This window comes from Streptomyces roseofulvus (assembly GCF_039534915.1).
GTDB lineage: Bacteria > Actinomycetota > Actinomycetes > Streptomycetales > Streptomycetaceae > Streptomyces > Streptomyces roseofulvus.
Genome location: NZ_BAAAWE010000001.1, coordinates 1804034 through 1828302 on the forward strand (window position 1 = coordinate 1804034; position 24269 = coordinate 1828302).

The following is a 24269-nucleotide window of genomic DNA, read 5'->3' on the forward strand; positions in this document are numbered from 1 at the left end:
TTGCCAGGCCGGCCGCGCGTGGCTGCGCGGCCGGTACAACGAAGGGGTCAGGCGGTGGTGCCCCGGCTCAGCTCCCAGAGCAGCAGGTCGGAGGAGGTGTTGAGGGCGTACTCGACACCGGTGATGTCGTCGCGCGCGGCGACGTACTGCTTGCCCTGCCAGAGCGGCAGGACGGGCACGTCCTGGGCGACGATCTTCTGGATCTGCTGGTAGACGGGGTTGGCGGCGGTGCGGTCGGCCTCGCGGCGGGAGCGCGGGATGAGCTGGTCGCGGACCTTCTTGTTGACGTACGGGGTGCCGAGGAAGTTGTCGCTGTCGAGGAAGGGCGCGACGTAGTTGTCCGGGTCCGGGTAGTCGGGGAACCAGCCGAGGCCGTAGACGGCGTAGTCGCCGCGGCGCTGGGCGGGGCGGAACTCGGACCAGGCGGTGCCCTTGACGGTGACGTCGAAGAGTTCGCTGGCGATGAGCTGGTTCTTCAGCGTCGCGAACTCCTGGGCGGTCTCGGCGCCGTAGTGGTCGGTGGTGTAGTGGAGGGTGAGCTTGACCGGGGTCTGGACGCCGGCCTTGCGGAGGATGGCGGCGGCGCGGTCGGGGTCGCCCTCGCCGTACTCCTCGTAGAAGGGGGTGGCGTGACCGGCGATGCTGGAGGGGATCAGCGAGTAGAGCGGCTCCGCGGTGGGGCCGTAGACCCGGTTGACGAGGGCGCCGCGGTCGACGACGGCGGCCATGGCCTGGCGGACGGCCTTCTCCTCGACGGCGGGGGCCTTGGTGTTGAAGCCGAGGTAGCGGATCTCCAGGCCGGGGACCTCGGAGACGCGGATGCCCTCGCTGGGGCTCTCGGTGAGGTCGCGGACCTGCTCCTGGGAGAGGGAGCGGGCCATCATGTCGATGTCCTTGCTCTCCAGGGCCTTGCCCATGGTGCCGGCGTCGGCGTAGGCGCGGAGTTCGACCTTCTCGTTGCGGGGCGTGATGTCGCCCTTGTAGTGGGGGTTGCGGGAGAAGACGAAGCGGGTGGCCTGGTCGCCGTCCGTCTCGGTCTTGAGGGTGTACGGGCCGGAGCCGTCCACCTCGAAGCCCTCGCGGAGCGCGTCGGCGGCGTACTTGTCCTTGCTGAGGATGCCGGCGACGGGGGTGGAGAGCTTGTACGGGAAGGTGGCGTCGGGGGCGTTGAGGTGGAAGACGATCTCGCGGTCGCCCTTGGTCTCGACGGTGTCGATGGTCGACAGGAGGGCGGCGGCGCCGTTGTCGGACTTGATCTTCCGGACCCGGTCGATGGAGTACTTGACGTCCTCGGCGGTGACGGGGGTGCCGTCGGCGAAGGTGAGGCCGGGGCGCAGGACGCAGCGGTAGCTCTCGCTGGCGGTGTCGGAGAAGCCGCAGCTCTCGGCGGCCTCGGGGACGGGCTGGCCGCCGCCGCGGGGCACGTGGACGAGGGTCTGGACGGTCTGGCGGAGGATGTTCCAGGCGCCGGTGTCGTAGGCGTAGGCCGGGTCGAGGGGGGCGGGCGCCTCCTCGGTGGCGACGAACTGGTCGGTGGTTCCGACGACGATGGCTCTGTTGTCCTCGCCCGTGCCGCAGGCGGCGAGCAGGGGGGCGAGCAGTCCGGCCACGGCCGGCAGCACCAAGGTCTTGCGGTTCATCAAGGGACGTTCTCCTCAGCCGGCCTGGGGTACAGCGGTAGGACGACACTCCGCCGCCGGCCGCCCGGTCGGGGCGGGAGCGATCGGGCCGGGAAGTTGCGATCGGTCCTGTGTTCTCGGCGACTTGGGTATGCGCCGGCGCACGCGGTGATTGCGGCGAAGTACTCGCGAAAGATTAGTGGGCGGCGCCGCTATTGCCGGACGGGGTGGCCGGTGGGGAGTAATCGAAGGGTGATCATGAATGCGTCCGCTTCGATAGTCATGCGCCGCACGAGGTGGACGGTCCTGAGCGAATCGGGACACAAGGGGGCGGCGGAGGTTCGCATTCCGGGCGGGGAACGCGGTCAGGCCACCCCTCGGCGAGCACGCTGGGTGACCAAGGTCACGCGATGGAAATGCGAGGAGTGGCCTGAACCTATTGCGCGGGAGACGGGCGGCGGCGGGCGGGAGAACCTCACGGAAGGCGGCCTCGGCGAATACCCGCGGTAATCCTCAGAGAAAGCTCAGATTCCCGCTCGGCTTCGCTCAGATTCCCGAGACGAGGGTGCGCAGGAACGGTACGTCGACCTCTTCGAGCGAGCGGACCACGACCCGTCCGGGCATGGCGGGGATCGGGGCGACGGAGGGCACGGCGACGACCCGGCAGCCGGCCGCCTCGCCGGCGGCGACGCCGGTCGCGGTGTCCTCGATGACGGCGCACAGGGCGGGGTCGGCTCCGACGCCGCGGGCGGCAGTCAGATACGGCTCCGGGTGCGGCTTGGTGCGGCTGACCTCGTCGCCGGCGACGGTGAGGTGGAAGCGGTCGCGGCCGACGGACTCCAGGACGCGGTCGATGATCCGCCGGTGGGAGGCGGAGACGAGGGCGGTGGGGATGGAGTGCCGGGCCAGCTCGGCCAGCAGCCGCTCGGCGCCGGGCATGAGGGGCACGCCCCGCTCGATGCGCTGCTCGAACTTCTCGTTGAGCAGCACGGTCAGCTCGTCGAGGGTGATGTCGGCGCCGGTGGACTCGATCAGGTAGCCGGCGCTGCGGGTCATCGGCCCGCCGACCACGATGTCCCGCCATGCCTCGTCGAGCCGGTGTCCGAGGTCGGCGAAGACCTCGACCTCGGCGTCCCACCAGAAGCCCTCGGTGTCGACGAGGGTCCCGTCCATGTCGAGGAAGACCGCCTGCAGGGCGGAGCTTCCGTTGGCGTGGATCAGGGACGCGGGGACCGTACTGGTCATCCGGCACACCTCCATGGAGGGACGGAAAGGCCGGCCCCCACTCCCGGTACGGGGAGGAGGGACCGGCCTGCACTGGACCGACAAGTGTACGTCCCGATCATCGCCGGTGCTGTGATTTGCGGTCCGGCGTCAGCGCGCGGTCACCGGACGGTCACCGGGCGTTGAAGTACTTCGCCTCGGGGTGGTGGAGGACGATCGCGTCGGTGGACTGCTCGGGGTGGAGCTGGAACTCCTCGGAGAGGTGGACGCCGATCCGCTCCGGCCGGAGCAGTTCGGCGATCTTCGCGCGGTCCTCCAGGTCGGGGCAGGCGCCGTAGCCGAGCGAGAAGCGGGCGCCCCGGTACTTGAGGTCGAACATGTCCTCGACCCTGGCGGGCTCCTCGCCGGCGAAGCCCAGCTCGGCGCGCACGCGCGCGTGCCAGTACTCGGCGAGGGCCTCGGCCAGCTGCACGGAGAGGCCGTGCAGCTCCAGGTAGTCGCGGTAGGAGTCGGAGGCGAAGAGTTCGGCGGTGGCCTCGCCGATCCGCGACCCGACGGTGACGACCTGGAGGCCGACGACGTCGGTCTCGCCGGACTCCTCCGGGCGGAAGAAGTCCGCGAGGCAGAGACGGCGGCCGCGGCGCTGGCGGGGGAAGGTGAAGCGGGTCCGCTCGTTGCCGGCCTCGTCGAGGACGATCAGGTCGTCGCCCTTGGAGACGCACGGGAAGTAGCCGTGCACGACGGCCGCCTCCAGCAGGTTCTCGGTGTGCAGCCGCTCCAGCCAGCCGCGCAGCCGCGGCCTGCCCTCGGTCTCCACCAGCTCCTCGTACGTCGGTCCGTCGCCGGCCCGGTTCTGCTTGAGGCCCCACTGGCCCTTGAAGAGGGCGCCCTCGTCGAGCCAGGAGGCGTAGTCCTTGAGCGGGATGCCCTTGACGACCCGGGTGCCCCAGAACGGCGGGGTGGGGACGGGGTTGTCGGTGGCGACGTCGGAGCGGCCGCCGGGCTCGGGCTCGTCGACCTGGAGGGCGGCGGTGCCCTTGGCGACCCGGCGCTGCTTCAGCTCGGGGAGCACGGCTCCGGGGACGCCGCGCTTGACGGCGACGAGCGCGTCCATGAGCCGCAGGCCCTCGAAGGCGTCGCGGGCGTAGCGGACCTCGCCCTGGTAGATCTCGTGGAGGTCCTGCTCGACGTAGGCCCTGGTCAGGGCCGCGCCGCCGAGGATCACGGGGTACTTGGCGGCCAGCTCGCGCTGGTTGAGCTCCTCCAGGTTCTCCTTCATGATCACGGTGGACTTCACGAGCAGGCCGGACATGCCGATGACGTCGGCGTTGTGCTCCTCGGCGGCTTCGAGGATGGCGGAGACGGGCTGCTTGATGCCGATGTTGACGACGTTGTAGCCGTTGTTGGACAGGATGATGTCGACGAGGTTCTTGCCGATGTCGTGGACGTCGCCGCGGACGGTGGCCAGCACGATGGTGCCCTTCCCGTCGGCGTCGGACTTCTCCATGTGCGGCTCCAGGTAGGCCACCGCGGTCTTCATGACCTCGGCGGACTGGAGCACGAACGGCAGCTGCATCTGCCCGGAGCCGAACAGCTCGCCGACGACCTTCATGCCGTCGAGGAGGGTGTTGTTGACGATGTCGAGGGCCGGGGTGGTGGTCAGGGCCTCGTCGAGGTCCGCCTCCAGGCCGTTCTTCTCGCCGTCGATGATCCGGCGCTTGAGGCGCTCCTCCAGCGGCAGCGCCGCCAGCTCCTCGGCCTTGCCGGCCTTGAGGGACTTGGTGGTGGCGCCCTCGAAGAGCTCCATCAGCTTCTGCAGCGGGTCGTAGCCCTCGGCGCGCCGGTCGTAGATCAGGTCGAGGGCGGTGGTGACCTGCTCCTCGTCGAAGCGGGCGATCGGCAGGATCTTGGAGGCGTGGACGATGGCGGAGTCCAGGCCGGCCTTCACGCACTCGTCGAGGAAGACCGAGTTGAGCAGGATGCGGGCGGCCGGGTTGAGGCCGAAGGAGATGTTCGACAGGCCCAGCGTCGTCTGCACCTCCGGGTGGCGGCGCTTCAGCTCGCGGATCGCCTCGATCGTGGCGATGCCGTCCTTCCGGGACTCCTCCTGCCCGGTGCAGATGGTGAAGGTCAGCGTGTCGATGAGGATGTCCGACTCGTGGATGCCCCAGTTGCCGGTGAGGTCGTCGATGATCCGCTCGGCGATCTCGACCTTCTTCTCGACCGTGCGGGCCTGGCCCTCCTCGTCGATGGTCAGCGCGATGAGCGCGGCGCCGTGCTCCTGCGCGAGCCGGGTGACCTTGGCGAAGCGGGAGTCGGGGCCGTCGCCGTCCTCGTAGTTGACGGAGTTGATGACCGCGCGGCCGCCCAGCTTCTCCAGGCCGGCCCGGATCACCTCGACCTCGGTGGAGTCCAGCACGATCGGGAGGGTCGAGGCGGTCGCGAAACGGCCCGCCAGCTCCTCCATGTCGGCGACGCCGTCCCGGCCCACGTAGTCCACGCACAGGTCCAGCATGTGCGCGCCCTCGCGGATCTGGTCCCGCGCCATCTCCACACAGTCGTCCCAGCGGCCGTCCAGCATGGCCTCGCGGAACTTCTTCGACCCGTTCGCGTTCGTCCGCTCGCCGATCGCGAGGTACGAGGTGTCCTGCCGGAACGGGACGGTCTGGTACAGGGAGGCGGCGCCGGGCTCGGGGCGCGGGTCGCGCGGGGTGGGCGTGAGGTCGCGGACGCGCTCGACGACCTGGCGCAGGTGCTCGGGGGTCGTACCGCAGCAGCCGCCGACGAGGGAGAGGCCGTAGTCGCGGACGAAGTTCTCCTGGGCGTCGGCGAGCTCGGCCGGGGAGAGCGGGTAGTGGGCGCCGTCGGAGGTGAGGACGGGCAGGCCCGCGTTGGGCATCACCGAGAGGGGGATGCGGGAGTGGCGGGCGAGGTAGCGCAGGTGCTCGCTCATCTCGGCCGGGCCGGTGGCGCAGTTCAGGCCGATCATGTCGATGCCGAGGGGCTCCAGGGCCGTCAGGGCGGCGCCGATCTCCGAGCCTAGGAGCATGGTGCCGGTGGTCTCGACGGTGACGGAGACGATGAGCGGCACGTCGGCGCCGAGCGCTTCGAGGGCGCGGCGGGCGCCGATGACGGACGTCTTGGTCTGGAGGAGGTCCTGGGTGGTCTCGACGATCAGCGCGTCGGAACCGCCGGCGAGCAGGCCCTCGGCGTTCTGCTGGTAGGCGTCGCGCAGGACCGTGTAGGGGGCGTGGCCCAGGGTGGGCAGCTTGGTGCCGGGGCCGATGGAGCCGAGGACCCAGCGCTGGCGGCCGTCGGCGGCGGTGAACTCGTCGGCGACCTCGCGGGCGACCCGGGCGCCGGCCTCGGACAGCTCGTGGACCCGGTGGGAGATGTCGTACTCCCCCAGGGCCGCGTGGTTGGCGCCGAAGGTGTTGGTCTCGACGCAGTCGACGCCGGCGGCGAAGTACTCGCGGTGGACGGAGGCGACGATGTCGGGCCGGGTGAGGCTGAGGATCTCGTTGCAGCCCTCCAGGTTCTGGAAGTCCTCCAGCGAGGGCTCCTGGGCCTGGAGCATCGTTCCCATGGCTCCGTCGGCGACGACGACGCGGCTGGCGAGCGCCTCGCGGAGGGCGGCGGCGCGGCTCCGGCTGTCAGCGGAGATGGAAGGGTTCGGCAACGAGGCCATGAAGGGGCTCCCTGGGCTGCGACGGCTGTCGGCTTTGCACCCTGGGCACAGGGTGCACGGGCCCAGCGTAACCATGGTTCGACCGGGGCGGACACGGCGTCCCACGTGGCGGACGGCATCCTGTGTGCGAGGACTCCCGGTACGGCCCCTTCTTCCAGGACACTGTCAGGTGCGAGGCAAGGTCGGCATGGACCGATAGTGTTCAGCATTGTCGAACTCGATATGTGTGCGTGAGGGAGAAGGGCCGGGCGATGGCGAAGAACATCCAGTCGCTTGAACGGGCGGCGGCCATGCTGCGACTGCTCGCGGGCGGCGAGCGCCGGCTCGGACTGTCCGACATCGCGTCCTCGCTCGGGCTGGCCAAGGGCACCGCCCACGGCATCCTGCGCACCCTCCAGGCGGAGGGCTTCGTGGAGCAGGACGGCCCGTCGGGCCGGTACCAGCTGGGGGCCGAGCTGCTGCGACTCGGCAACAGCTATCTGGACGTGCACGAGCTGCGGGCGCGGGCGCTGGTGTGGACGGACGACCTGGCGCGGTCCAGCGGGGAGAGCGTGCACCTGGGGGTGCTGCACCAGTCGGGCGTGCTGATCGTGCACCACGTCTTCCGGCCGGACGACAGCCGCCAGGTCCTGGAGGTGGGCGCGATGCAGCCGCTGCACTCCACGGCGCTGGGCAAGGTGCTGTCGGCGTACGACCCGGTGGCGCACAGCCAGGCCGTGGAGGTCGCGCGCGAGCCGTTCACGCCGCGCACGGTCACCGAGCTGGCGGACTTCGAGTCGCTGCTCGACATGACGCGGGCGCGCGGCTGGGCGGCGGACGTGGAGGAGACCTGGGAGGGCGTGGCGTCGGTGGCGGCGCCCATCCACGACCGGCGCCGGATGCCGGTGGGCGCGGTGGCGGTGACCGGGGCGGTGGAGCGGGTCTGCCCGGCCGGGGAGCTGCGTCCGGAGCTGGTGGCGGCGGTGCGGGACTGCGCCCGGGCGGTCTCCCGGGACCTGGGGGCGGGCCGCTTCTGAGCCCGCGCCACGGCGGCCGGTGAACCGGTCCGCACGGAGAGCGAACCCGTCGGTAACGATCGCGTTATCGGCGGGTTTTTCGCTTCCCAGACCCTTGACGCGTTGTTAACCCCGGGGCAAAACTTCCGTTCATCGGTCGGCATTGTCGAACACCTACCGGCAATACGCGTTAGAGTGTGGCAGTGCCAAGGGCCGTGGACGCCCTCACACGAGGGCGCGGACCACCGGGGCGAACCGGGGTCCGCCATCCCCTGGACGAAGGACAAAGGAGTCGCGGGTGTCCAGCTCCGACATCTTCCTCGGCGAGACCATCGGTACCGCCGTACTCATTCTTCTCGGCGGCGGCGTGTGCGCCGCCGTGACGCTCAAGAGCTCCAAGGCCCGCGGGGCGGGCTGGCTCGCGATCACCTTCGGGTGGGGCTTCGCGGTCATGACCGCCGTCTACATGACCGCTTCCCTCTCCGGAGCCCATCTGAACCCGGCCGTCACGGTCGGCATCGCCGTCAAGACCGGCGAGTGGGGCGATGTGCCGGTCTACGTCGCCGGCCAGATGCTCGGCGCGATGATCGGCGCCGCCCTGGTCTGGGTCGCCTACTACGGGCAGTTCCTCGCCCACCTGACCGACCCGGAGACGGTCGGCGACAAGCCGATCGAGGGCCCCGGCCCCGTGCTCGGCATCTTCTCCACCGGCCCCGAGATCCGGAACACCTGGCAGAACCTCGCCACCGAGATCATCGGCACCGTCGTGCTCGTCCTCGCCGTGCTCACCCAGGGCCTCAACGACAGCGGCAAGGGCCTCGGCGTCCTCGGCGCCCTGATCACCGCCTTCGTCGTGGTCTCGATCGGCCTCTCGCTCGGCGGCCCGACCGGCTACGCGATCAACCCGGCGCGCGACCTCGGCCCCCGCATCGTGCACGCCCTGCTGCCGCTGCCGAACAAGGGCGGCTCCGACTGGAGCTACGCGTGGATCCCGGTCGTGGGACCGCTGGTCGGCGGAGCCCTCGCAGCGGGTATCTACAAGCTCGCGTTCGCCTGATCCGTACGAGAACAGCCACAGAGCCCCGAGCCGTCCTTCCCAGACTTCCCATGGAGCACACCGTGACCGACGCCCACACCGCCGGCCCGTTCATCGCCGCCATCGACCAGGGCACCACCTCGTCCCGCTGCATCGTCTTCGACAAGGACGGCCGGATCGTCTCGGTCGACCAGAAGGAGCACGAGCAGATCTTCCCGAAGCCGGGCTGGGTCGAGCACGACGCCACCGAGATCTGGACCAACGTCCAGGAGGTCGTCGCCGGCGCCATCGTCAAGGCCGGCATCACCGCCGCCGACGTCAAGGCCATCGGCATCACCAACCAGCGCGAGACCACGCTGATGTGGGACAAGCACACCGGCGAGCCCGTCCACAACGCGCTCGTCTGGCAGGACACCCGCACCGACGCCCTCTGCAAGGAGCTCGGCCGCAACGTCGGCCAGGACCGCTTCCGCCGCGAGACCGGCCTCCCGCTCGCCTCCTACTTCTCCGGCCCGAAGGTCCGCTGGCTGCTCGACAACGTCGAGGGCCTGCGCGAGCGCGCCGAGCGCGGCGACATCCTCTTCGGCACCATGGACTCCTGGGTCATCTGGAACCTCACCGGCGGCACCCAGGGCGGCGTCCACGTCACCGACGTCACCAACGCCTCCCGCACCCTCCTGATGAACCTCCACGAGATGGCCTGGGACGAGCGCATCCTCCAGTCCATCGACATCCCGGCCGCCGTCCTCCCCGAGATCCGCTCCTCCGCCGAGGTGTACGGCACGGTCAAGGGCGGCATCCTCGACGGCGTCCCGGTCGCCTCCGCGCTCGGCGACCAGCAGGCCGCCCTCTTCGGCCAGACCTGTTTCGCCGAGGGCGAGGCCAAGTCCACGTACGGCACCGGCACCTTCATGCTGATGAACACCGGTGACAAGATCATCAACTCCTACAGCGGCCTGCTGACCACGGTCGGCTACCAGATCGGCGACAAGAAGCCGGTCTACGCCCTGGAGGGCTCCATCGCCGTCACCGGCTCGCTCGTGCAGTGGATGCGCGACCAGATGGGCCTGATCAAGTCCGCCGCCGAGATCGAGACCCTGGCCTCCTCCGTCGAGGACAACGGCGGCGCCTACTTCGTGCCCGCGTTCTCCGGCCTCTTCGCCCCGTACTGGCGCTCCGACGCCCGCGGTGTGATCGCCGGCCTCACCCGGTACGTCACCAAGGCGCACATCGCCCGTGCCGTCCTGGAGGCCACCGCCTGGCAGACCCGCGAGATCACCGACGCCATGACCAAGGACTCCGGCGTCGAGCTGACCGCGCTCAAGGTCGACGGCGGCATGACCTCCAACAACCTGCTGATGCAGACCCTCTCGGACTTCCTGGACGCCCCCGTGGTGCGCCCGATGGTCGCCGAGACCACCTGCCTCGGTGCCGCCTACGCCGCCGGCCTCGCCGTCGGCTTCTGGCCGGACACCGACGCGCTGCGCGCCAACTGGCGCCGTGCCGCGGAGTGGACCCCGCGCATGGACGCCGACAAGCGCGACAGCGAGTACAAGAACTGGCTCAAGGCCGTGGAGCGCTCCATGGGCTGGCTCGAAGAAGAGAAGTGACGAGGAGTAGACCGAGATGACCACCCCGCAGACCGTTCCCGCCCTCGGAACGCACCCGGCCGCCGGCTCGCTTCCGACCCGTGCCGAGACCAGAGAGCAGCTTGCCAAGGCGACGTACGACCTCCTGGTGATCGGCGGCGGCATCCTGGGCATCTCCACCGCCTGGCACGCCGCGCAGGCCGGTCTGCGGGTGGCCCTGGTGGACGCCGGCGACTTCGCCGGCGCCACCTCCTCGGCCTCCTCCAAGCTCCTCCACGGCGGCCTGCGCTACCTGCAGACCGGCGCCGTGAAGCTCGTCGCCGAGAACCACTTCGAGCGGCGCGCCGTCTCCCGGCAGGTCGCCCCCCACCTGTCCAACCCGCTCACCTTCTACCTGCCCGTCTACAAGGGCGGCCCGCACGGTGCCGCCAAGCTGGGCGCCGGCGTCTTCGCGTACTCCGCGCTGTCCGCCTTCGGCGACGGCGTCGGCCACCTCCTCTCCCCCGCCAAGGCGGCCCAGGACGTGCCCGAGCTGCGCACCGACAACCTCAAGGCCGTCGCCGTCTACGGCGACGACCAGATGAACGACGCCCGCATGGCGCTCATGACGGTCCGCGCGGCCGTCGACGCCGGCGCCGTCGTCCTCAACCACGCCGAGGTCACCGGGCTCCGCTTCACCAAGGGCCGGGTCACCGGCGCCGAGCTGAGGGACCGCATGTCCGGCGAGGAGTTCGGCGTCACCGCGCGGCTCGTCCTCAACGCCACCGGCCCCTGGGTAGACCACCTGCGCCGGATGGAGGACCCCAACGCGGCCCCCTCCATCCGCCTCTCCAAGGGCGCCCACCTGGTCCTCAAGCGGACCGCGCCGTGGAAGGCCGCCCTCGCCACCCCGATCGACAAGTACCGGATCACCTTCGCCCTCCCCTGGGAGGACATGCTCCTGCTCGGCACCACCGACGAGGAGTACGAGGGCGACCCGGGCGAGGTCGCGGTCACCGAGAAGGACACCGCCCAGATCCTGGACGAGGCCGCCTTCTCCATCCGCGACCAGCAGCTCGACCGCTCCCTCATCACCTACGCCTTCGCCGGCCTGCGGGTGCTCCCGGGCGGCCCCGGCGACACCTCCAAGGCCAAGCGCGAGACGGTCGTCACCGAGGGCCGCGGCGGGATGCTGTCGGTCGCCGGCGGCAAGTGGACCACCTTCCGCCACATCGGCCGCACCATCATGAAGAAGCTGGAGGCACTCCCCGGCCACCCGCTGGGCGAGGACTACGAGTCGGTCTCCACGCTCCCGAAGCGGCTGCCGCTGCCCGGCATCGCCAACCCGAACGCGGTCGCCCACCGGCTGCTCGTCGACGGCCCGGCCCCCGGCCCGCGGATGGCCGCCGACACCGCCAAGCACCTGGCCACGCACTACGGTTCGCTCTCCTTCGACATCGCCCGGATGGCGAACGAGAACCCGGAGCTGGCCCGCCGGATCCACCCGGACGCGCCGGAGATCTGGGCGCAGGTCGCCTACGCCCGCGACCACGAGTGGGCCGAGACGGCCGACGACGTGCTGCGCCGCCGCACCACCCTGACCATCCGCGGTCTCGCCACCGACGAGATCCGCGCCGGGGTCGACGCGATGCTGCGCGCGAAGTAGGCGCCACGAGCCGAGGGGCGGTCGACTCCGGGGAGGGAGTCGGCCGCCCCTCTCGCGTGCCACACGGCGGCCACACCGCCGCAACACCCGGCGCGCAGAGTGGAGGGCATGAAGTTTCAGGTGCTCTCGATCGTCCCCCACTCCCCGCACCCCCTCACTGGCGAACTGCCCTCCGCGGCGGACCGGTTGGAGCAGGTCGTGACCCTCGGCGAGACGGCCGAACGGCTCGGCTTCGACGCCTACGCCATCGGCGAGCGGCACGCCGGTCCGTTCCTCTCCTCGGCCCCGACCGTGCTGCTCGCCGCGCTCGCCGCCCGCACCTCCCGGATCCGCCTCCTCACCGGCGTCACCGTCGTCGCCGTCCTCGACCCGGTCCGGGTCGCCGAGGACTACGCCACCCTCGACCAGCTCTCCCGCGGCCGGCTCGAACTCGTCGTCGGCAAGGGCGCGGAGGCCGGCCACTTCGACCTCTTCGGCCTGGACGAGGCGCGCCAGTGGGAGCTCCAGAAGGAGAAGTACGAACTCCTGCGCCGGCTCTGGACGGAGGAGGACGTCGACTGGGAGGGCGCCTCCCGGCCGCCGCTGAAGGGGGTCACCACGATCCCCCGGCCGTACGCGGGTCTCCCGAGGATCTGGCACGGCTCGGCCACCAGCCTGCACTCCCCCGAACTCGCGGCCCGGCACGGCGACCCGCTCTTCACCGCCAACGCGATCCAGCCGCGCGAGGCGTACGCGCGGCTCGTCGCCCACTACCGCGAGCGGTTCGAGGCGTACGGGCACGACCCGGCGCACGCGCGCGTGGCGGCCGGTTCGGGCGGGCTGCTCATCGCGGACACCCCCGAGCAGGCCGTGCGGCGCTACAAGGAGCTGTACGAGGCGAAGGTGGCGCAGAGCTTCCGGCCGCACCTGGAGGGCCGGGTCGGGTACAACACCCCGTTCCGCACCGTCGAGGAGGCGATCGCGGACGGTCCGCAGCTCATCGGCTCCCCCGAGCAGATCGCGGAGAAGATCCTCGGCTTCCACGCCCACTACGGGCACGACCTGCAGTCGGTCACGGTGGACGCCTTCGGGCAGTCGACGGCCGAACAGACCGAGACCCTGGAGCGGTTCGCCGAGGAGATCGCGCCGGTGCTGAGGAAGGAGGCGCCGAGCACGCTCTGGGAGGTGTGAGAGTCCCGTGTGCGGGGCGCGGTTCGTGGGTAGTCGATCAACGCCGCACGGGTTCCCGGGCGAGTCCGGGGGCTGCGGCCGGACGACCGGGAAGCCGTAAGGTTGGTCCGTACGACACGAACTTCGAAGAAGGAGGCGCTGGGTGATCGAGCTCGAGGGGGTACCCGAGCTGATCGACCCGGTCATGGTGGCCGCGTTCGAGGGCTGGAACGACGCCGGCGACGCCGCCTCCACCGCGGTCGCTCATCTGGACCGGGAATGGAAGGGCGAGGTCTTCGCGGCGCTCGACGCCGAGGACTACTACGACTTCCAGGTCAACCGGCCGACGGTGTTCCTGGAGAACGGCGTCCGGAAGATCACCTGGCCGACGACCCGGCTCTCCGTGGTCCGGATCGGCGGCGACAAGCCGCGCGACCTGGTCCTGGTCCGGGGCATCGAGCCCTCGATGCGCTGGCGCTCCTTCTGCAACGAGCTGCTGGGCTTCGCGCACGAGCTGGGCGTCGAGATGGTGGTCATCCTCGGCGCGCTGCTCGGCGACACCCCGCACACCCGTCCGGTGCCGGTCAGCGGGGTCACCTCCGACCCCGACCTGGCGCGGACGATGGAGCTGGAGGAGACCCGGTACGAGGGCCCGACGGGCATCGTCGGGATCCTCCAGGAGGCGTGCACCCACGCGGGCGTACCGGCCGTGAGCCTGTGGGCGGCGGTGCCGCACTACGTGTCGCAGCCGCCGAACCCCAAGGCGACGCTGGCGCTGCTGAACCGGCTGGAGGACCTGATCGGGCTGCGGATCCCGCTGGGCGAGCTGCCCGAGGACGCGCGCGCGTGGCAGCTGGGGGTGGACCAGCTGGCGGCGGAGGACAGCGAGGTCGCCGAGTACGTGCAGACGCTGGAGGAGGCCCGGGACACCGCGGAGCTCCCCGAGGCGTCGGGCGAGGCGATCGCCCGCGAGTTCGAGCGGTATCTGCGGCGGCGTGACCCGGGGCAGGGTCCGGGGCCGGGCGGTCCCGGGGTGGCGACGGAGAGCGGGGACACCTCGTACCTGCGCGATCCGGGCAGCGGCCGGACCCGCCCGCCGAAGCCGGAGCCCGGGCCGGAACAGTCGGAACAGCCGGAGGCGCCGGAGGCGCCCGGCGAGGACGGCGAGGAGAACTGAGAAGAGGGGGACGGCCGGAGCCGTCCCCCTCTTCCTTACCGCCGCTTACAGCGCGACGCCGAGGAGCGCGTCGACCGTGCGGGAGACGAGGCCGGGGGCGGACTCGTCGGTGCCGCCGCCGGCCTCCTGGCGGGCGGCCCAGCGGTCGACCGCGGCGAGCGCGGCCGGGGCGTCCAGGTCGTCCGCGAGGGCCTCGCGGACCTCCTCGACGAGGGCGTCGGCGGACGGGCCGTCGGGCCGGGAGACCGCGGCGCGCCAGCGGTCCAGGCGGTCGACGGCGTCCTGGAGGACCTGGTCGGTCCACTCCCAGTCGGCGCGGTAGTGGTGGGCGAGGAGGGCGAGCCGGATGGCGGCCGGGTCGACGCCCTCGCGCCGGAGCGCGGAGACGAAGACCAGGTTGCCCTTGGACTTGGACATCTTCTCGCCGTGCAGGGCGACCATGCCGGCGTGCACGTACGCCTTGGCCATGGGGAACTCGCCGGTGAGGGACTGGGCGTGCGAGGCGCCCATCTCGTGGTGCGGGAAGATCAGGTCGGACCCGCCGCCCTGCACGTCGAAGCCCATGCCGAGGTGGTCGAGGGCGATGGCGACGCACTCGATGTGCCAGCCGGGGCGGCCGGCGCCGAGGCTGCCGCCGTCCCAGCTGGGCTCGCCCTCGCGGGCGGCCATCCACAGCATCGGGTCGAGCGGGTTCTTCTTGCCCGGGCGGTCCGGGTCCCCGCCGCGCTCGGCGGAGAGGTGCCGCATGAGCTCGGTGTCGTAGTGGGAGACCTCGCCGAAGTGCGGGTCGGCCTCGACGGAGAAGTAGATGTCGCCGTCGAGCTCGTAGGCCGCGCCGGAGTCACGGAGCCGCTCGACCAGCGGGACGATGGAGGGTATCGACTCGACCGCGCCGACGTAGTGGCGCGGGGGCAGCATCCGCAGGGCCGTCATGTCCTCGCGGAAGAGGGAGGTCTCGCGCTCGGCGAGGGCGACCCAGTCGATGTCGTCGCGGAGGGCGCGCTCCAGGAGCGGGTCGTCGACGTCCGTGACGTTCTGGACGTAGTGCACCTGCCGCTTGGTGTCGAGCCACACGCGCTGCACGAGGTCGAACGCGTTGTAGGTCGCCGCGTGACCCATGTGGGTCGCGTCGTAGGGCGTGATGCCGCAGACGTAGATGCGGGCGACGGGACCGGGGGCGAGGGTGACTCGTCCGCCGGTCGCGGTGTCGTGGATCCGGAGGTCGCGGCCCTTGCCGGGAAGGGCGGGGACCTCAGAAGCGGGCCAGGCATGCATGACCCGAGCGTAACCGGACAGGTGTTTCGGATACGAACCGGATCCGGAATCTTGTCCGATCATGCGCTCTTGCGGGTCAGCGCGGTCTGTGCATACCCCCCAGGGGTCAGGAGGCCCGCCCGGGAGAGTGGCCGAAACCCTACGGCCCTAGACCGGCGGCCAGGGGATCGCGGGCCACTGACCGGAGGGCTCCGGATGCCGCCCGGAGGCCAGCAGCGCCGCGACCCGGTCCCGTACGGCGGACACCTCGGCGGCCGTGAGCAGTTCCGCCAGGCGGGTGGCGAGGGGTGCTCCCGGCGCCAGGGCGGCGTCGAGGGCCCCGAGGACGGCGGTGGCCTCCTCGGGCAGCTCCTGGCCCGCCCAGCCCCACAGCAGGGTGCGCAGCTTGTCCTCGACGTGGAAGGAGACGCCGTGGTCGATGCCGTAGAGCCGGCCGCCGGGGGCGGGCAGCAGATGGCCGCCCTTGCGGTCGCCGTTGTTCATCACGGCGTCGAGGACGGCGAGCCGGCGCAGTCCGGGGGTGTCGGCGTGGACGAGGAGCGCGGTGCGGCCCTCCCCCACCTCGGCGGGTCCGATCGCGCGCCAGCCCTCGCCGGGTTCCTCGTCCTCGGTGAGGGCGAGCAGCCGTGCCTCCGGGTCGGCCTCGATCCAGAGCTGGACCATGCCCTCGCCGTACGGGCCGTCCCGCAGCACCGTGGGCGGGACCAGGCCCCAGCCGGTGGCCTCGGAGAGCTCGTACGCGGCGACCTCCCGCTCGGCGAGGGTGCCGTCGGGGAAGTCCCAGAGGGGCCGCTCCCCCGCGACCGGCTTGTAGACGCAGGCGGCCTCGCGGCCCTCGTAGGCGACCGTGCAGTAGAGCACGGCGTTGGATGCCTCGCGGAGCTGCCCCCGGACGGTCAGCTCACCGCGCGCGAGCAGCTCGGTGTCCTGCGGGTACTCGGGGCTGCTGCTCATGCTCCGCGGCGGTATCCGTTCTGGCGGGGGCAGACGTGGCCCTCCGGGTCGAGCGGGAGGCTGCACAGCGGGCACGGCGGGCGGCCGGCGTTGACCACGTCCAGGGCCCGCTTGGCGAAGGCGCGGGCCTGGGCGCCGCTGAGGCGGACGCGGAGCATCGGCGGGCCGTTCTCCTCGTCCTGGAGCAGCCGCTCCTCGGCCGCGGCGAGGTCCTCCTCGGACTCCGCGTCGAGTTCGACGAGGGCCTGGGCCTCGACGATCATGCGCTGCTCCTCGCCGTCCCAGGCGAGCGCCATGGTGCCGACGCGGAACTCCTCCTCGACGGGGGTGTCGAGGGGGGCGGTGTCGGCGGCGTCGGCGGGGGCCACGGCGGGCACCGGGGCGTTGCCCCCGGTGCGGCGCAGCACCTCGTCGAGGAGTTCGTCGATGCGCTCGGCGAGCGCCGCCACCTGGGTCTTCTCCAGGGCGACGCTGGTGATCCGGCCGGCCGCGGACGCCTGGAGGAAGAACGTCCGGCGGCCAGGCAGCCCGACCGTGCCGGCCACGAAACGCTCCGGTGGGTCGTAGAGGAACACCTGACGGGACACGCTCCCGGCTCCCTTGACTGTCGACTGTCGTACTGCAACGGCGAGTCCACCCTACTGCGCGGGAGGATCACGGTGCGCCCGCGCCGCCCCCCACCTCGGCCGTCCCGCTGGTGTCGGGGGCCTCCCGGGGGGCCAGGGCGGCGAGGTCTCCGGTGTCACCGAGGCGGACCAGGAAGGGGCGGAGCCGGGTGTAGCGGATCACGGTGAGCGAGCAGGGGTCGACGTGGATCCGCTGGAAGAGGTCGAGGTGGAGGCCGAGGGCGTCGGCGACGAGGGACTTGATGATGTCGCCGTGGGAGCACATGGCGTAGACGGCGTCCTCGCCGTGCTCGGCGTCGATCCGGGCGTTCCAGTCGCGGACCGCCTCGACGGCCCGGGTCTGCATGGCGCGCATGGACTCGCCGCCGGGGAAGGCGGCGGCGGAGGCGTGCGCCTGGACGACCTCCATCAGCGGTTCGTCGTTGAGTTCGCTGAGCTTGCGGCCCGACCAGTCGCCGTAGTCGCACTCGTTGATCCGGTCCTCGAGGTGGAAGGGGAGGTCCGGGCGGGCGTCCAGGAGCGGCTGGAGGGTCTCCCGGCAGCGCTGGAGGGGGCTGGAGACGGCCGCGGCGAGCGGGATCCCGGCGAGCCGGGCGGGCAGCGCGGCGGCCTGCGCGGCGCCGCGCTCGTCGAGCGCCACGCCCGGCGTGCGCCCGGCGAGCAGTCCGGAGGTGTTGGCGGTGGAGCGTCCGTGCCGGACGAGGATCAGCGTGGCCATGCCGGCCAGCCTACGGCGCACGCGCGCGTACGGGGCGGGCTGTGGCGGGGCGAGCCGCTCCGCGCGCGTGCGGGACGGGCGGGTCCGGGGGAGAATACGGCCCGTGATCGTCGATGCTGCCCTGTACCGCGACGGCCGCCGGAGGGAGTGCGGCGGCGACCTCGCCCGCTCCCTGGCGGAGGCCCGGGCCGGCGGCGACGCCTTCCTCTGGGTGGGGCTGTACGAGCCCACGGAGGCCGAGTTCGACCATGTGACCGCGGAGTTCGCGCTGCACCCGCTGGCGGTCGAGGACGCGCTCAAGGCGCACCAGCGGCCCAAGCTGGAGGTCTACGACGACTCCCTCTTCGTGGTGCTGAAGCCGGTCCTCTACGAGCCGGAGAGCGACCGGGTGTCGTCCGGGGAGCTGATGCTGTTCCTGGGCGACTCGTTCGTGGTGACGGTGCGGCACGGCGAGGGCGCGCCCCTGGCGGCGGTGCGCAGGCGGCTTGAGACCCATCCGGAGGTGCTGCGGCACGGGCCGACGTCGGTGCTGTACGCGGTGAGCGACGCGGTGGTGGACCACTACCTGGACGTGGCGGGCGAGCTCCAGGTGGACCTGGAGGAGCTGGAGGCGGCCGTCTTCGCGCCGGGCGGGACGGGGTCGGCGAACATGGCGGAGCGGATCTACACGGCGAAGCGGCAGGTGCTGGAGTTCCGGCGGGCGTCGGGTCCGCTGGCGGGGCCGGTGGCCCGGCTGACGGCGGGTGCGGTGCCGTTCGTCAGCAAGGAGTCGCAGCCGTTCTTCCGGGACGTCAACGACCATCTGCTGCGGGCCAACGAGCAGGTGGAGGGGTTGGACCGGCTGCTGTCGGACGTGCTGTCGGCGCACCTGGCGCAGATGGGCGTGCGGCAGAACGACGACATGCGGAAGATCTCGGCGTGGGCGGCGATGGCGGCGGTGCCGACGATGGTGGCGGGGATCTACGGCATGAACTTCGACCACATGCCGGAGCTGCACTGGACGTGGTCGTACCCGGCGCTGATCGCGGTCATGGCCGTGATCGAGCTGCTGCTGTACCGCCTGTTCAAGCGGCGCGGCTGGCTGTGAGCCGGCCGCGCCGGCCGCCTGCGGGGTCCCTGGGGCCCGCCCGGCCCGGTCAGAAGGCCGGGGCAGGGGTGGCGGGGCCGCCGAGGGCGTCGAGCCGTTCGGGCATCCGCAGGCCGATCATGCGGTGCCAGCCGGCCGCGCGCTCGTAGGCGTACATGCCGTGGATGCCGGCGGCGAGGACCGCTCCCTTGGCCTTCGGCCACTCCAGGATGCGGCCCATGTGGCGCATGACGGCGAGGCTGACGTCGCGGTAGACCTGGATCTCGGCGAGCGCCGACTCGCGCAGGGTGCGCTGGATCAGCCGGCCGTGGCCGGCACGGGCGAGCCGGAGCAGCTCCTCGTGGCAGTAGGCGAGGTGGTTGTCCTCGTCGTTGCAGATCATGCGGATGGCCTTGCCGAGTTCGGGGTGGTCGCCGAAGTACTTCACCAGGAGCTGCATCTGGGCGGCGGCGCGTTCCTCGGTGACCCGGCTGTGGGCGAGGTAGACGACGACGTCCTCCTCGGTGAGCGGCTCGTCGCGGCGGAGCTTGTCGTGGGCGAGGCCGATGCCGCGCTGTTCCAGCAGCATCGTGTAGTCGGTGTCCGGCGGGACGGGGACGGGTTCGAGGCCGCGTTTGCGCATGAGGGCGTTGAAGATGCGGCCGTGCTTGTCCTCGTCGGCGCCGTGCCGGGTGATCTTCGGGGTGAGGTCCCGCATGGCGGGCGCGACGAGTGCGGCGATCCGGGCGTTCTCCCAGCCGCCCTGCGACTCGCCGCTGGCGGCGATCGAGCAGAAGAGCCGGAAGGCCTCGTCGTCGTCGATGATTTCCTGGAACACACTCTTGGCCGTGAGCATCGCTGCCACCTCCCTGCGGACGTCCGCGCTCCGCGGGTCCGGGAGACCGAGTCAAATGCGGTCCGGGACGGCGGGCAACAGGAGGGCTCCGGGGTATCCGCCGAAAGAGTGAGCCGCGGGGCCGTAACCGGGGGCGCCGTGGCGCGTTGAACGGCATGACGGCCGTGGCGGGGAAGACCCCCGAGCCCCCACCACGGCCGCAGAATCCCTCTTCATCGACGGCGACGCCCGCACCGCTCGGCGTGCGCTTCTCCGGCCGTCGGCTAGGCGAGACCCGCGCGCTCCAGGGCGTCGACGCCGGCGCGCAGGGCGGTGAGGCGCTCGTCGAGGGTGAAGCCGGCGGGAGCGAGGGTCAGGGTGGTGACACCGGCCTCCGCGTAGGCGGTCATGCGGTCCGCGATCCGGTCGACCGTGCCGAGCAGGGCGGTCTGGTCGATCAGGGTGCGGGGCACGGCGGCCGCGGCGCCCGCCTTGTCGCCGGCCAGGTACTTGTCCTGGATCTCGGCGGCCTCCTTCTCGTACCCCATGCGCTGGGCGAGCTGGTTGTAGAAGTTCTGCTTGCGGCTGCCCATGCCGCCCACGTACAGGGCGGTGTACGGGCGGAAGACGTCGGCCAGCGCGTCGACGTCGTCGCCGAGGGCGAGCGGCAGCGTCGGGCAGACGTCGAAGCCGTCCATGGTCAGGCCGGCCTTCTCGCGGCCCGCCCGGAGCGGCCGCAGGGCGGTCTCCTCCAGGTGCTCGGCGGAGGGGAAGATCAGCAGGGCGCCGTCGGCGATCTCGCCGGTCTGCTCCAGGTTCTTCGGGCCGATCGCGGCGATGTAGAGCGGGATGTGCTCGCGCTGCGGGTGGACGGTCAGCTTGATCGGCTTGCCGGGGCCGCCGGGCAGCGGGAGCGTCCAGTGCTCGCCGTCGTGGGTCAGGCGCTCGCGGGACATCGCCTTGCGGACGATCTCCACGTACTCGCGGGTGCGGGCGAGCGGCTTGTCGAACTTCACGCCGTACCAGCCCTCGGAGACCTGCGGCCCCGAGACGCCGAGGCCGAGGCGGAAACGGCCGCCGGAGAGCGAGTCCAGGGTGGCGGCGGTCATCGCCGTCATCGCGGGCTGGCGGGCCGGGATCTGCATGATCGCCGACCCGACGTCGATCCGCTCCGTCTTCGCGGCGACCCAGGAGAGCACGGTCGGCGCGTCCGAGCCGTACGCCTCCGCCGCCCAGCACACGTCGTAGCCGAGGCGGTCGGCCTCCTGGGCCACGGCCAGATTGTCGCCGTCCATGCCGGCGCCCCAGTAGCCGAGGTTGATGCCGAGCCGCATGTCCACGCACCCCTTACCCGTCGGTAACGTCTCTCGGTCCGGACTCTAGCGCGCCGCCCCCGCATCCGTCAGGAGCCCGCCGCCACGCCGTCGTCCACAGGTTCTGTCCACAGGGTCTCTGCGCCCGCTGCCCCGGCCAGTAAGGTCCCGCCCATGGAGCAGAGGCATCTCGGACGTACCGGCCTGCGCGTCTCGCGCATCGGGCTCGGCACGCTCACCTGGGGGCGGGACACCGACGAGCACGACGCCGGCGAGCAGCTGAAGGCGTTCTGGGACGCGGGCGGCACGCTCGTGGACACCGCCGACGTGTACGGCGGCGGCGAGGCGGAGTATCTGCTCGGGCGGCTCATGGAGCGGCTCGTCCCCCGGAGCGACCTGGTCCTGTCCACCAAGGCCGGCAGCGTCCCCGACCCGGACCGGCGCACCGACGGCTCGCGCGGCCACCTCCTCGCGGCGCTCGACGCCTCCCTGGCCCGGCTCGGCACGGACCACGTGGACCTCTGGCAGCTGCACGCCTACGACCCGTACACACCGCTGGAGGAGTCGCTCCAGGCGCTCGACATCGCCGTACGCAGCGGGCGGGCGCGGTACGCGGGCGTGGCGAACTTCTGCGGCTGGCAGCTGGCCAAGGCCGGCACGTGGCAGCTGGCCGGCGACCGGACCCGGCTCGCCGGGGCCCAGCTGGAGTACTCGCTGCTCCAGCGGGGCGTCGAGCGGGAGGTGCTGCCCGCGGCGGTCGACCTCGGCATAGGCCTGCTGCCGTCGTCGCCGCTCGGCCGGGGCGTACTGACCGGCAAGTACCGCGGCGGCACCCCGTCCGACTCCCGGGGCGCCTCGGAGGCGCTGGCGCCGTTCGTGGAGCCGTATCTGGACGAGGCCGCGAGCCGGATCGTGGAGGCGGTCAGCACCGCCGCCGACGGGCTCGCGACCAGCCCGCTGCACGTGGCGCTCGCCTGGGTCAGGGACCGGCCCGGGGTGACCGCCCCGATCGTCGGCGCCCGCACGGCACGGCAGCTCACGGCCGCGCTGTCGGTGGAGGGCCTTAGTCTTCCTGACGAGATCTGCCGGGCTTTGGACGATGTGTCCGCGCCCGTGCACCGCTATCCGGATCACGACTGGAGCACCTTGTGACCGAGCCTTCCGGCGAGACCGCGCCCGAGGCGTCCGAGGACCTGGCCCACGAGGACGTGGCGCCGTCCGCCGCGCCCGGCACCCCCGAGGACGCCGAGACGTCCGAGCCCTCGGAGGCCCCGGAGACGACCCCCGAGACCCCAGCTGCCGCGGGGACCCCGGAGGGTGCCGAGGGCGCGGCGCCGGAGCTGAGCGAGACACAGGCGGAGCTGGCGGCCCAGCGGGAGCTGCGGGCCCGGATCGAGGCGCGGAAGGCCGAGAAGGGCGGGCCCGTGGCCAGCGGGGCCAAGCTGAGCGGGGCCGCCGCCGACCTGCTGGCGGCCGTGCGGGCCGTGGAGGGCGGTTCCGCCTCCGGCGGCGCCTTCTTCGAGCCGGCGCCCGAGCCGGCCCGCCCCGCCCGGCCGGCCGAGACCACCGTCCGGCCGCCCGCCCCCGCGGCGCCGCCCGCCCCGACGGCCGGGGCGCTGGCCGGGGTCCGCGAGGTGCTGGCCCGGGGCGGCGCGCCCGAGGCGCTGGCCGGCCCGGTGGCCGCCGCGCTCGGCGAGCAGGCGGCCGAGGCGCTCACCGAGGACCCGTGGCGGCTGCTGGCCGTCGCCGGTGTGCGGCCGGAGCAGGCCGACGGCTTCGCGCGGGCGCTGCTCGGCGGGGCCTGCGGGCCCGGCGATCCGCGCCGGGCCGTCGCCCTGACCGTGTGGCTGCTCGACCGGGCCGCCCTCCAGGGCCACACCGCGCTCCCCCTGGACGAGGTGCGGGGAGGGCTCGCGCGGCACCAGGTCCCGGCCCCGGAGAAGGCCGTCGAGACCGCGATCTCCGAGGGCGCCGTCCTGGTCTTCCAGGAGGAGGACGGCCCGGCGGACGGCGCGCCGGAGGAGGCCGCGGAGGACGAGGACACCGCGGGGCCGGAGGAGGGCCCGTCGGAGCCCCCGCTGCTCGGTCTCGACCGGTACGCGCTGGCCGAGGAGAGCCTCGCGGACGGCCTGGCCCGGCTGGTGCGGACCGTCACCGCCGAGGAGTGGGACGGCGAGGAGCTGGAGCGGGCCGTCGGCGGCCACGGTCTGGTGCTGCACACCGGCGGCGAGGCCTCCCGCGCCGAGCCGCTGGCACTGGCCGCCGCGGCCCGGGAGCGCGGGCTGCGCGTCCTGGTCACGGTGCACGACGCGGAGCGGCTGAGCGAGGAGGAGCGGGCCGCCGGGACGGCGGTGCCGCTCGCCGCCCTGCTGTCCGGGACGGCCGGACCGGGCCGCGACGAGGAAGGCCTGCTCGCCCTGGACCTGCTGGTGGTGCTGGACGCCCCTCAGGTGGACGTGGAGACCGGCGCGATGCTCGTCGAGGCCCTGCCGGACGGCTGCCGTCTGGTCCTCAGCGGCGACCCGGCCGTCCTCGGGGCGGCCGGGCCCGGCGCGGTCCTCGCGGACGCACTCGCGGCCCGGGTCTGCCCCCGGGTGGTCTCCCGCCGCCCCGACCCGGGGCCGATCGGCGAGCTGGTCTCGGGCATCGGCATCGGCGAGCTGAACCAGGTCGAGGCCCCCGGCAAGGAGGTCGTCATCGTCCCGGTGCGGGACGCCGGCGAGGCCGTGCACCGCACGGTCCAGCTGGTCGCCGAATCGGTGCCGCGCGCCTTCGGGCTTGGCCCCGAGCAGACCCGGGTGATCACCGTCGGCCACGGCGGCTCGGCCGGCACGCGCGCGCTGAACGCGGCCCTGAAGCAGCGGCTGAACCCGGGCCCCGGGCGCTTCGGCGGCTACGACCCGGGCGACCGGGTGGCGTACGCGCCGGTGCCGGGGCGGACGGTGTCGGGCACGGTCCTCGGGGCCGACGCCGACGGGCTGCGGCTGCGCACCGCGGAGGGCGAGGTCGTCGTGCCGAAGGAGCGGGTGGAGTCGGCGCTGCGGCACGGCTGGGCGCTGACCGCGCACCAGGCGGCCGGCGGCCGCTGGCCCGCGGTGGTCGTGGTGCTGCCGGGCGACGCGGCGCCGGGGCTGAGCCGGCCGTGGGTGTACACGGCCTTCGGCCGGGCGGAGCGCCATCTGTCGGTGGTGCACGGCGTGGACCAGGCGCTGCCCCGGGCGGTGGCCGAGGTCCCCGCCCCGGCGCGGACGACCCGGCTGCGGCCGCTGCTGGCCGGCCTGCTCGCCGTCCCCGGCGAGGAGTGAGGCTCCCCGGGGCGGAACGCCGGAGGGCTGGGACGTCACCGTCGATGTCCCAGCC

The 24269-nt window shown here is 72.6% G+C and carries 18 protein-coding genes; 9 read left to right on the top strand and 9 right to left on the bottom strand.

Annotated features, from left to right (window positions below):
- Positions 1 to 47: 47 nt before the first annotated feature.
- From ABFY03_RS08305 to metH, 3 genes are all read right to left on the bottom strand, one after another.
- On the bottom strand, positions 48 to 1640 hold the full coding sequence (locus ABFY03_RS08305) for an ABC transporter substrate-binding protein (protein WP_319008724.1): 1593 nt from the start codon (positions 1638 to 1640) through the stop codon (positions 48 to 50).
- A gap of 525 nt (positions 1641 to 2165) precedes the next feature.
- Entirely contained in the window at positions 2166 to 2864 is a 699-nt protein-coding gene (locus ABFY03_RS08310; RefSeq protein WP_319008725.1) for an HAD family hydrolase, read from the bottom strand.
- Positions 2865 to 3015: 151 nt separating this feature from the next.
- Positions 3016 to 6531: a methionine synthase gene (gene metH, locus ABFY03_RS08315; protein ID WP_346169589.1), complete on the bottom strand. Its 3516-nt coding sequence runs from the start codon at positions 6529 to 6531 to the stop codon at positions 3016 to 3018.
- A 251-nt stretch (positions 6532 to 6782) separates the two neighbouring features.
- Between metH and ABFY03_RS08320 the strand changes: the two genes are divergently transcribed.
- From ABFY03_RS08320 to ABFY03_RS08345, 6 genes are all read left to right on the top strand, one after another.
- A complete protein-coding gene (locus ABFY03_RS08320) occupies positions 6783 to 7547 on the top strand; it encodes an IclR family transcriptional regulator (RefSeq protein WP_319013173.1) in 765 nt (254 codons plus the stop codon).
- A 277-nt stretch (positions 7548 to 7824) separates the two neighbouring features.
- On the top strand, positions 7825 to 8583 hold the full coding sequence (locus ABFY03_RS08325) for an MIP/aquaporin family protein (protein WP_319013172.1): 759 nt from the start codon (positions 7825 to 7827) through the stop codon (positions 8581 to 8583).
- A 62-nt stretch (positions 8584 to 8645) separates the two neighbouring features.
- Positions 8646 to 10172, top strand: coding sequence for a glycerol kinase GlpK (gene glpK, locus ABFY03_RS08330; RefSeq protein ID WP_319013179.1), 1527 nt, complete (start codon positions 8646 to 8648; stop codon positions 10170 to 10172).
- 16 nt (positions 10173 to 10188) lie between these two features.
- Positions 10189 to 11796, top strand: a complete 1608-nt coding sequence (locus ABFY03_RS08335; RefSeq protein ID WP_319013171.1) for a glycerol-3-phosphate dehydrogenase/oxidase — start codon at positions 10189 to 10191, stop codon at positions 11794 to 11796.
- A 108-nt stretch (positions 11797 to 11904) separates the two neighbouring features.
- Positions 11905 to 12966, top strand: coding sequence for an LLM class flavin-dependent oxidoreductase (locus ABFY03_RS08340; protein ID WP_346169590.1), 1062 nt, complete (start codon positions 11905 to 11907; stop codon positions 12964 to 12966).
- 142 nt (positions 12967 to 13108) lie between these two features.
- Positions 13109 to 14122: a PAC2 family protein gene (locus tag ABFY03_RS08345; protein ID WP_319013169.1), complete on the top strand. Its 1014-nt coding sequence runs from the start codon at positions 13109 to 13111 to the stop codon at positions 14120 to 14122.
- 45 nt (positions 14123 to 14167) lie between these two features.
- Here ABFY03_RS08345 and mshC read toward each other — a convergent pair whose 3' ends face one another.
- The 4 genes from mshC to ABFY03_RS08365 form a co-directional block, all read right to left on the bottom strand.
- Entirely contained in the window at positions 14168 to 15397 is a 1230-nt protein-coding gene (gene mshC / locus ABFY03_RS08350; RefSeq protein ID WP_346169591.1) for a cysteine--1-D-myo-inosityl 2-amino-2-deoxy-alpha-D-glucopyranoside ligase, read from the bottom strand.
- Positions 15398 to 15544: 147 nt separating this feature from the next.
- On the bottom strand, positions 15545 to 16384 hold the full coding sequence (locus ABFY03_RS08355; RefSeq protein ID WP_386723700.1) for an SCO1664 family protein: 840 nt from the start codon (positions 16382 to 16384) through the stop codon (positions 15545 to 15547).
- A complete protein-coding gene (locus ABFY03_RS08360; protein WP_319013166.1) occupies positions 16348 to 16938 on the bottom strand; it encodes a DUF3090 domain-containing protein in 591 nt (196 codons plus the stop codon). Before ABFY03_RS08360 ends, ABFY03_RS08355 begins: the two co-directional genes overlap by 37 nt.
- A 67-nt stretch (positions 16939 to 17005) precedes the next feature.
- On the bottom strand, positions 17006 to 17695 hold the full coding sequence (locus ABFY03_RS08365) for a histidine phosphatase family protein (protein WP_319013165.1): 690 nt from the start codon (positions 17693 to 17695) through the stop codon (positions 17006 to 17008).
- Between the two features lie 94 nt (positions 17696 to 17789).
- Here ABFY03_RS08365 and corA point away from each other — a divergent pair, with 94 nt between their 5' ends.
- Positions 17790 to 18782 carry a magnesium/cobalt transporter CorA gene (gene corA / locus ABFY03_RS08370; RefSeq protein ID WP_346172216.1) on the top strand — a complete coding sequence of 331 codons (993 nt, stop codon included), beginning with the start codon at positions 17790 to 17792 and terminating at the stop codon, positions 18780 to 18782.
- A gap of 49 nt (positions 18783 to 18831) precedes the next feature.
- Here the strand turns inward: corA and ABFY03_RS08375 are convergent, their stop codons facing one another.
- Positions 18832 to 19617: a ferritin-like domain-containing protein gene (locus tag ABFY03_RS08375; protein WP_319013164.1), complete on the bottom strand. Its 786-nt coding sequence runs from the start codon at positions 19615 to 19617 to the stop codon at positions 18832 to 18834.
- A gap of 263 nt (positions 19618 to 19880) precedes the next feature.
- The gene (locus ABFY03_RS08380) at positions 19881 to 20930 is read right to left on the bottom strand and encodes an LLM class F420-dependent oxidoreductase (RefSeq protein WP_319013163.1); all 1050 of its coding nucleotides are present in this window, start codon (positions 20928 to 20930) and stop codon (positions 19881 to 19883) included.
- A 153-nt stretch (positions 20931 to 21083) separates the two neighbouring features.
- Between ABFY03_RS08380 and ABFY03_RS08385 the strand changes: the two genes are divergently transcribed.
- Both ABFY03_RS08385 and ABFY03_RS08390 read left to right on the top strand, forming a co-directional pair.
- Positions 21084 to 22061, top strand: coding sequence for an aldo/keto reductase (locus ABFY03_RS08385; protein WP_319013162.1), 978 nt, complete (start codon positions 21084 to 21086; stop codon positions 22059 to 22061).
- Positions 22058 to 24214, top strand: a complete 2157-nt coding sequence (locus ABFY03_RS08390) for a helix-hairpin-helix domain-containing protein (protein ID WP_346169592.1) — start codon at positions 22058 to 22060, stop codon at positions 24212 to 24214. Before ABFY03_RS08385 ends, ABFY03_RS08390 begins: the two co-directional genes overlap by 4 nt.
- The last annotated feature ends 55 nt before the right edge of the window (positions 24215 to 24269 follow it).

What these genes read in the sequence shown, in the direction of transcription:
- ABFY03_RS08305 (WP_319008724.1), bottom strand. Translation starts at nt 1,640, where the DNA reads ATGAACCGCAAGACCTTGGTGCTGCCGGCCGTGGCCGGACTGCTCGCC.
- ABFY03_RS08310 (WP_319008725.1), bottom strand. Translation starts at nt 2,864, where the DNA reads ATGACCAGTACGGTCCCCGCGTCCCTGATCCACGCCAACGGAAGCTCC.
- metH (WP_346169589.1), bottom strand. Translation starts at nt 6,531, where the DNA reads ATGGCCTCGTTGCCGAACCCTTCCATCTCCGCTGACAGCCGGAGCCGC.
- ABFY03_RS08320 (WP_319013173.1), top strand. Translation starts at nt 6,783, where the DNA reads ATGGCGAAGAACATCCAGTCGCTTGAACGGGCGGCGGCCATGCTGCGA.
- ABFY03_RS08335 (WP_319013171.1), top strand. Translation starts at nt 10,189, where the DNA reads ATGACCACCCCGCAGACCGTTCCCGCCCTCGGAACGCACCCGGCCGCC.
- ABFY03_RS08340 (WP_346169590.1), top strand. Translation starts at nt 11,905, where the DNA reads ATGAAGTTTCAGGTGCTCTCGATCGTCCCCCACTCCCCGCACCCCCTC.
- mshC (WP_346169591.1), bottom strand. Translation starts at nt 15,397, where the DNA reads ATGCATGCCTGGCCCGCTTCTGAGGTCCCCGCCCTTCCCGGCAAGGGC.
- ABFY03_RS08365 (WP_319013165.1), bottom strand. Translation starts at nt 17,695, where the DNA reads ATGGCCACGCTGATCCTCGTCCGGCACGGACGCTCCACCGCCAACACC.
- ABFY03_RS08375 (WP_319013164.1), bottom strand. Translation starts at nt 19,617, where the DNA reads ATGCTCACGGCCAAGAGTGTGTTCCAGGAAATCATCGACGACGACGAG.
- ABFY03_RS08380 (WP_319013163.1), bottom strand. Translation starts at nt 20,930, where the DNA reads ATGCGGCTCGGCATCAACCTCGGCTACTGGGGCGCCGGCATGGACGGC.
- ABFY03_RS08385 (WP_319013162.1), top strand. Translation starts at nt 21,084, where the DNA reads ATGGAGCAGAGGCATCTCGGACGTACCGGCCTGCGCGTCTCGCGCATC.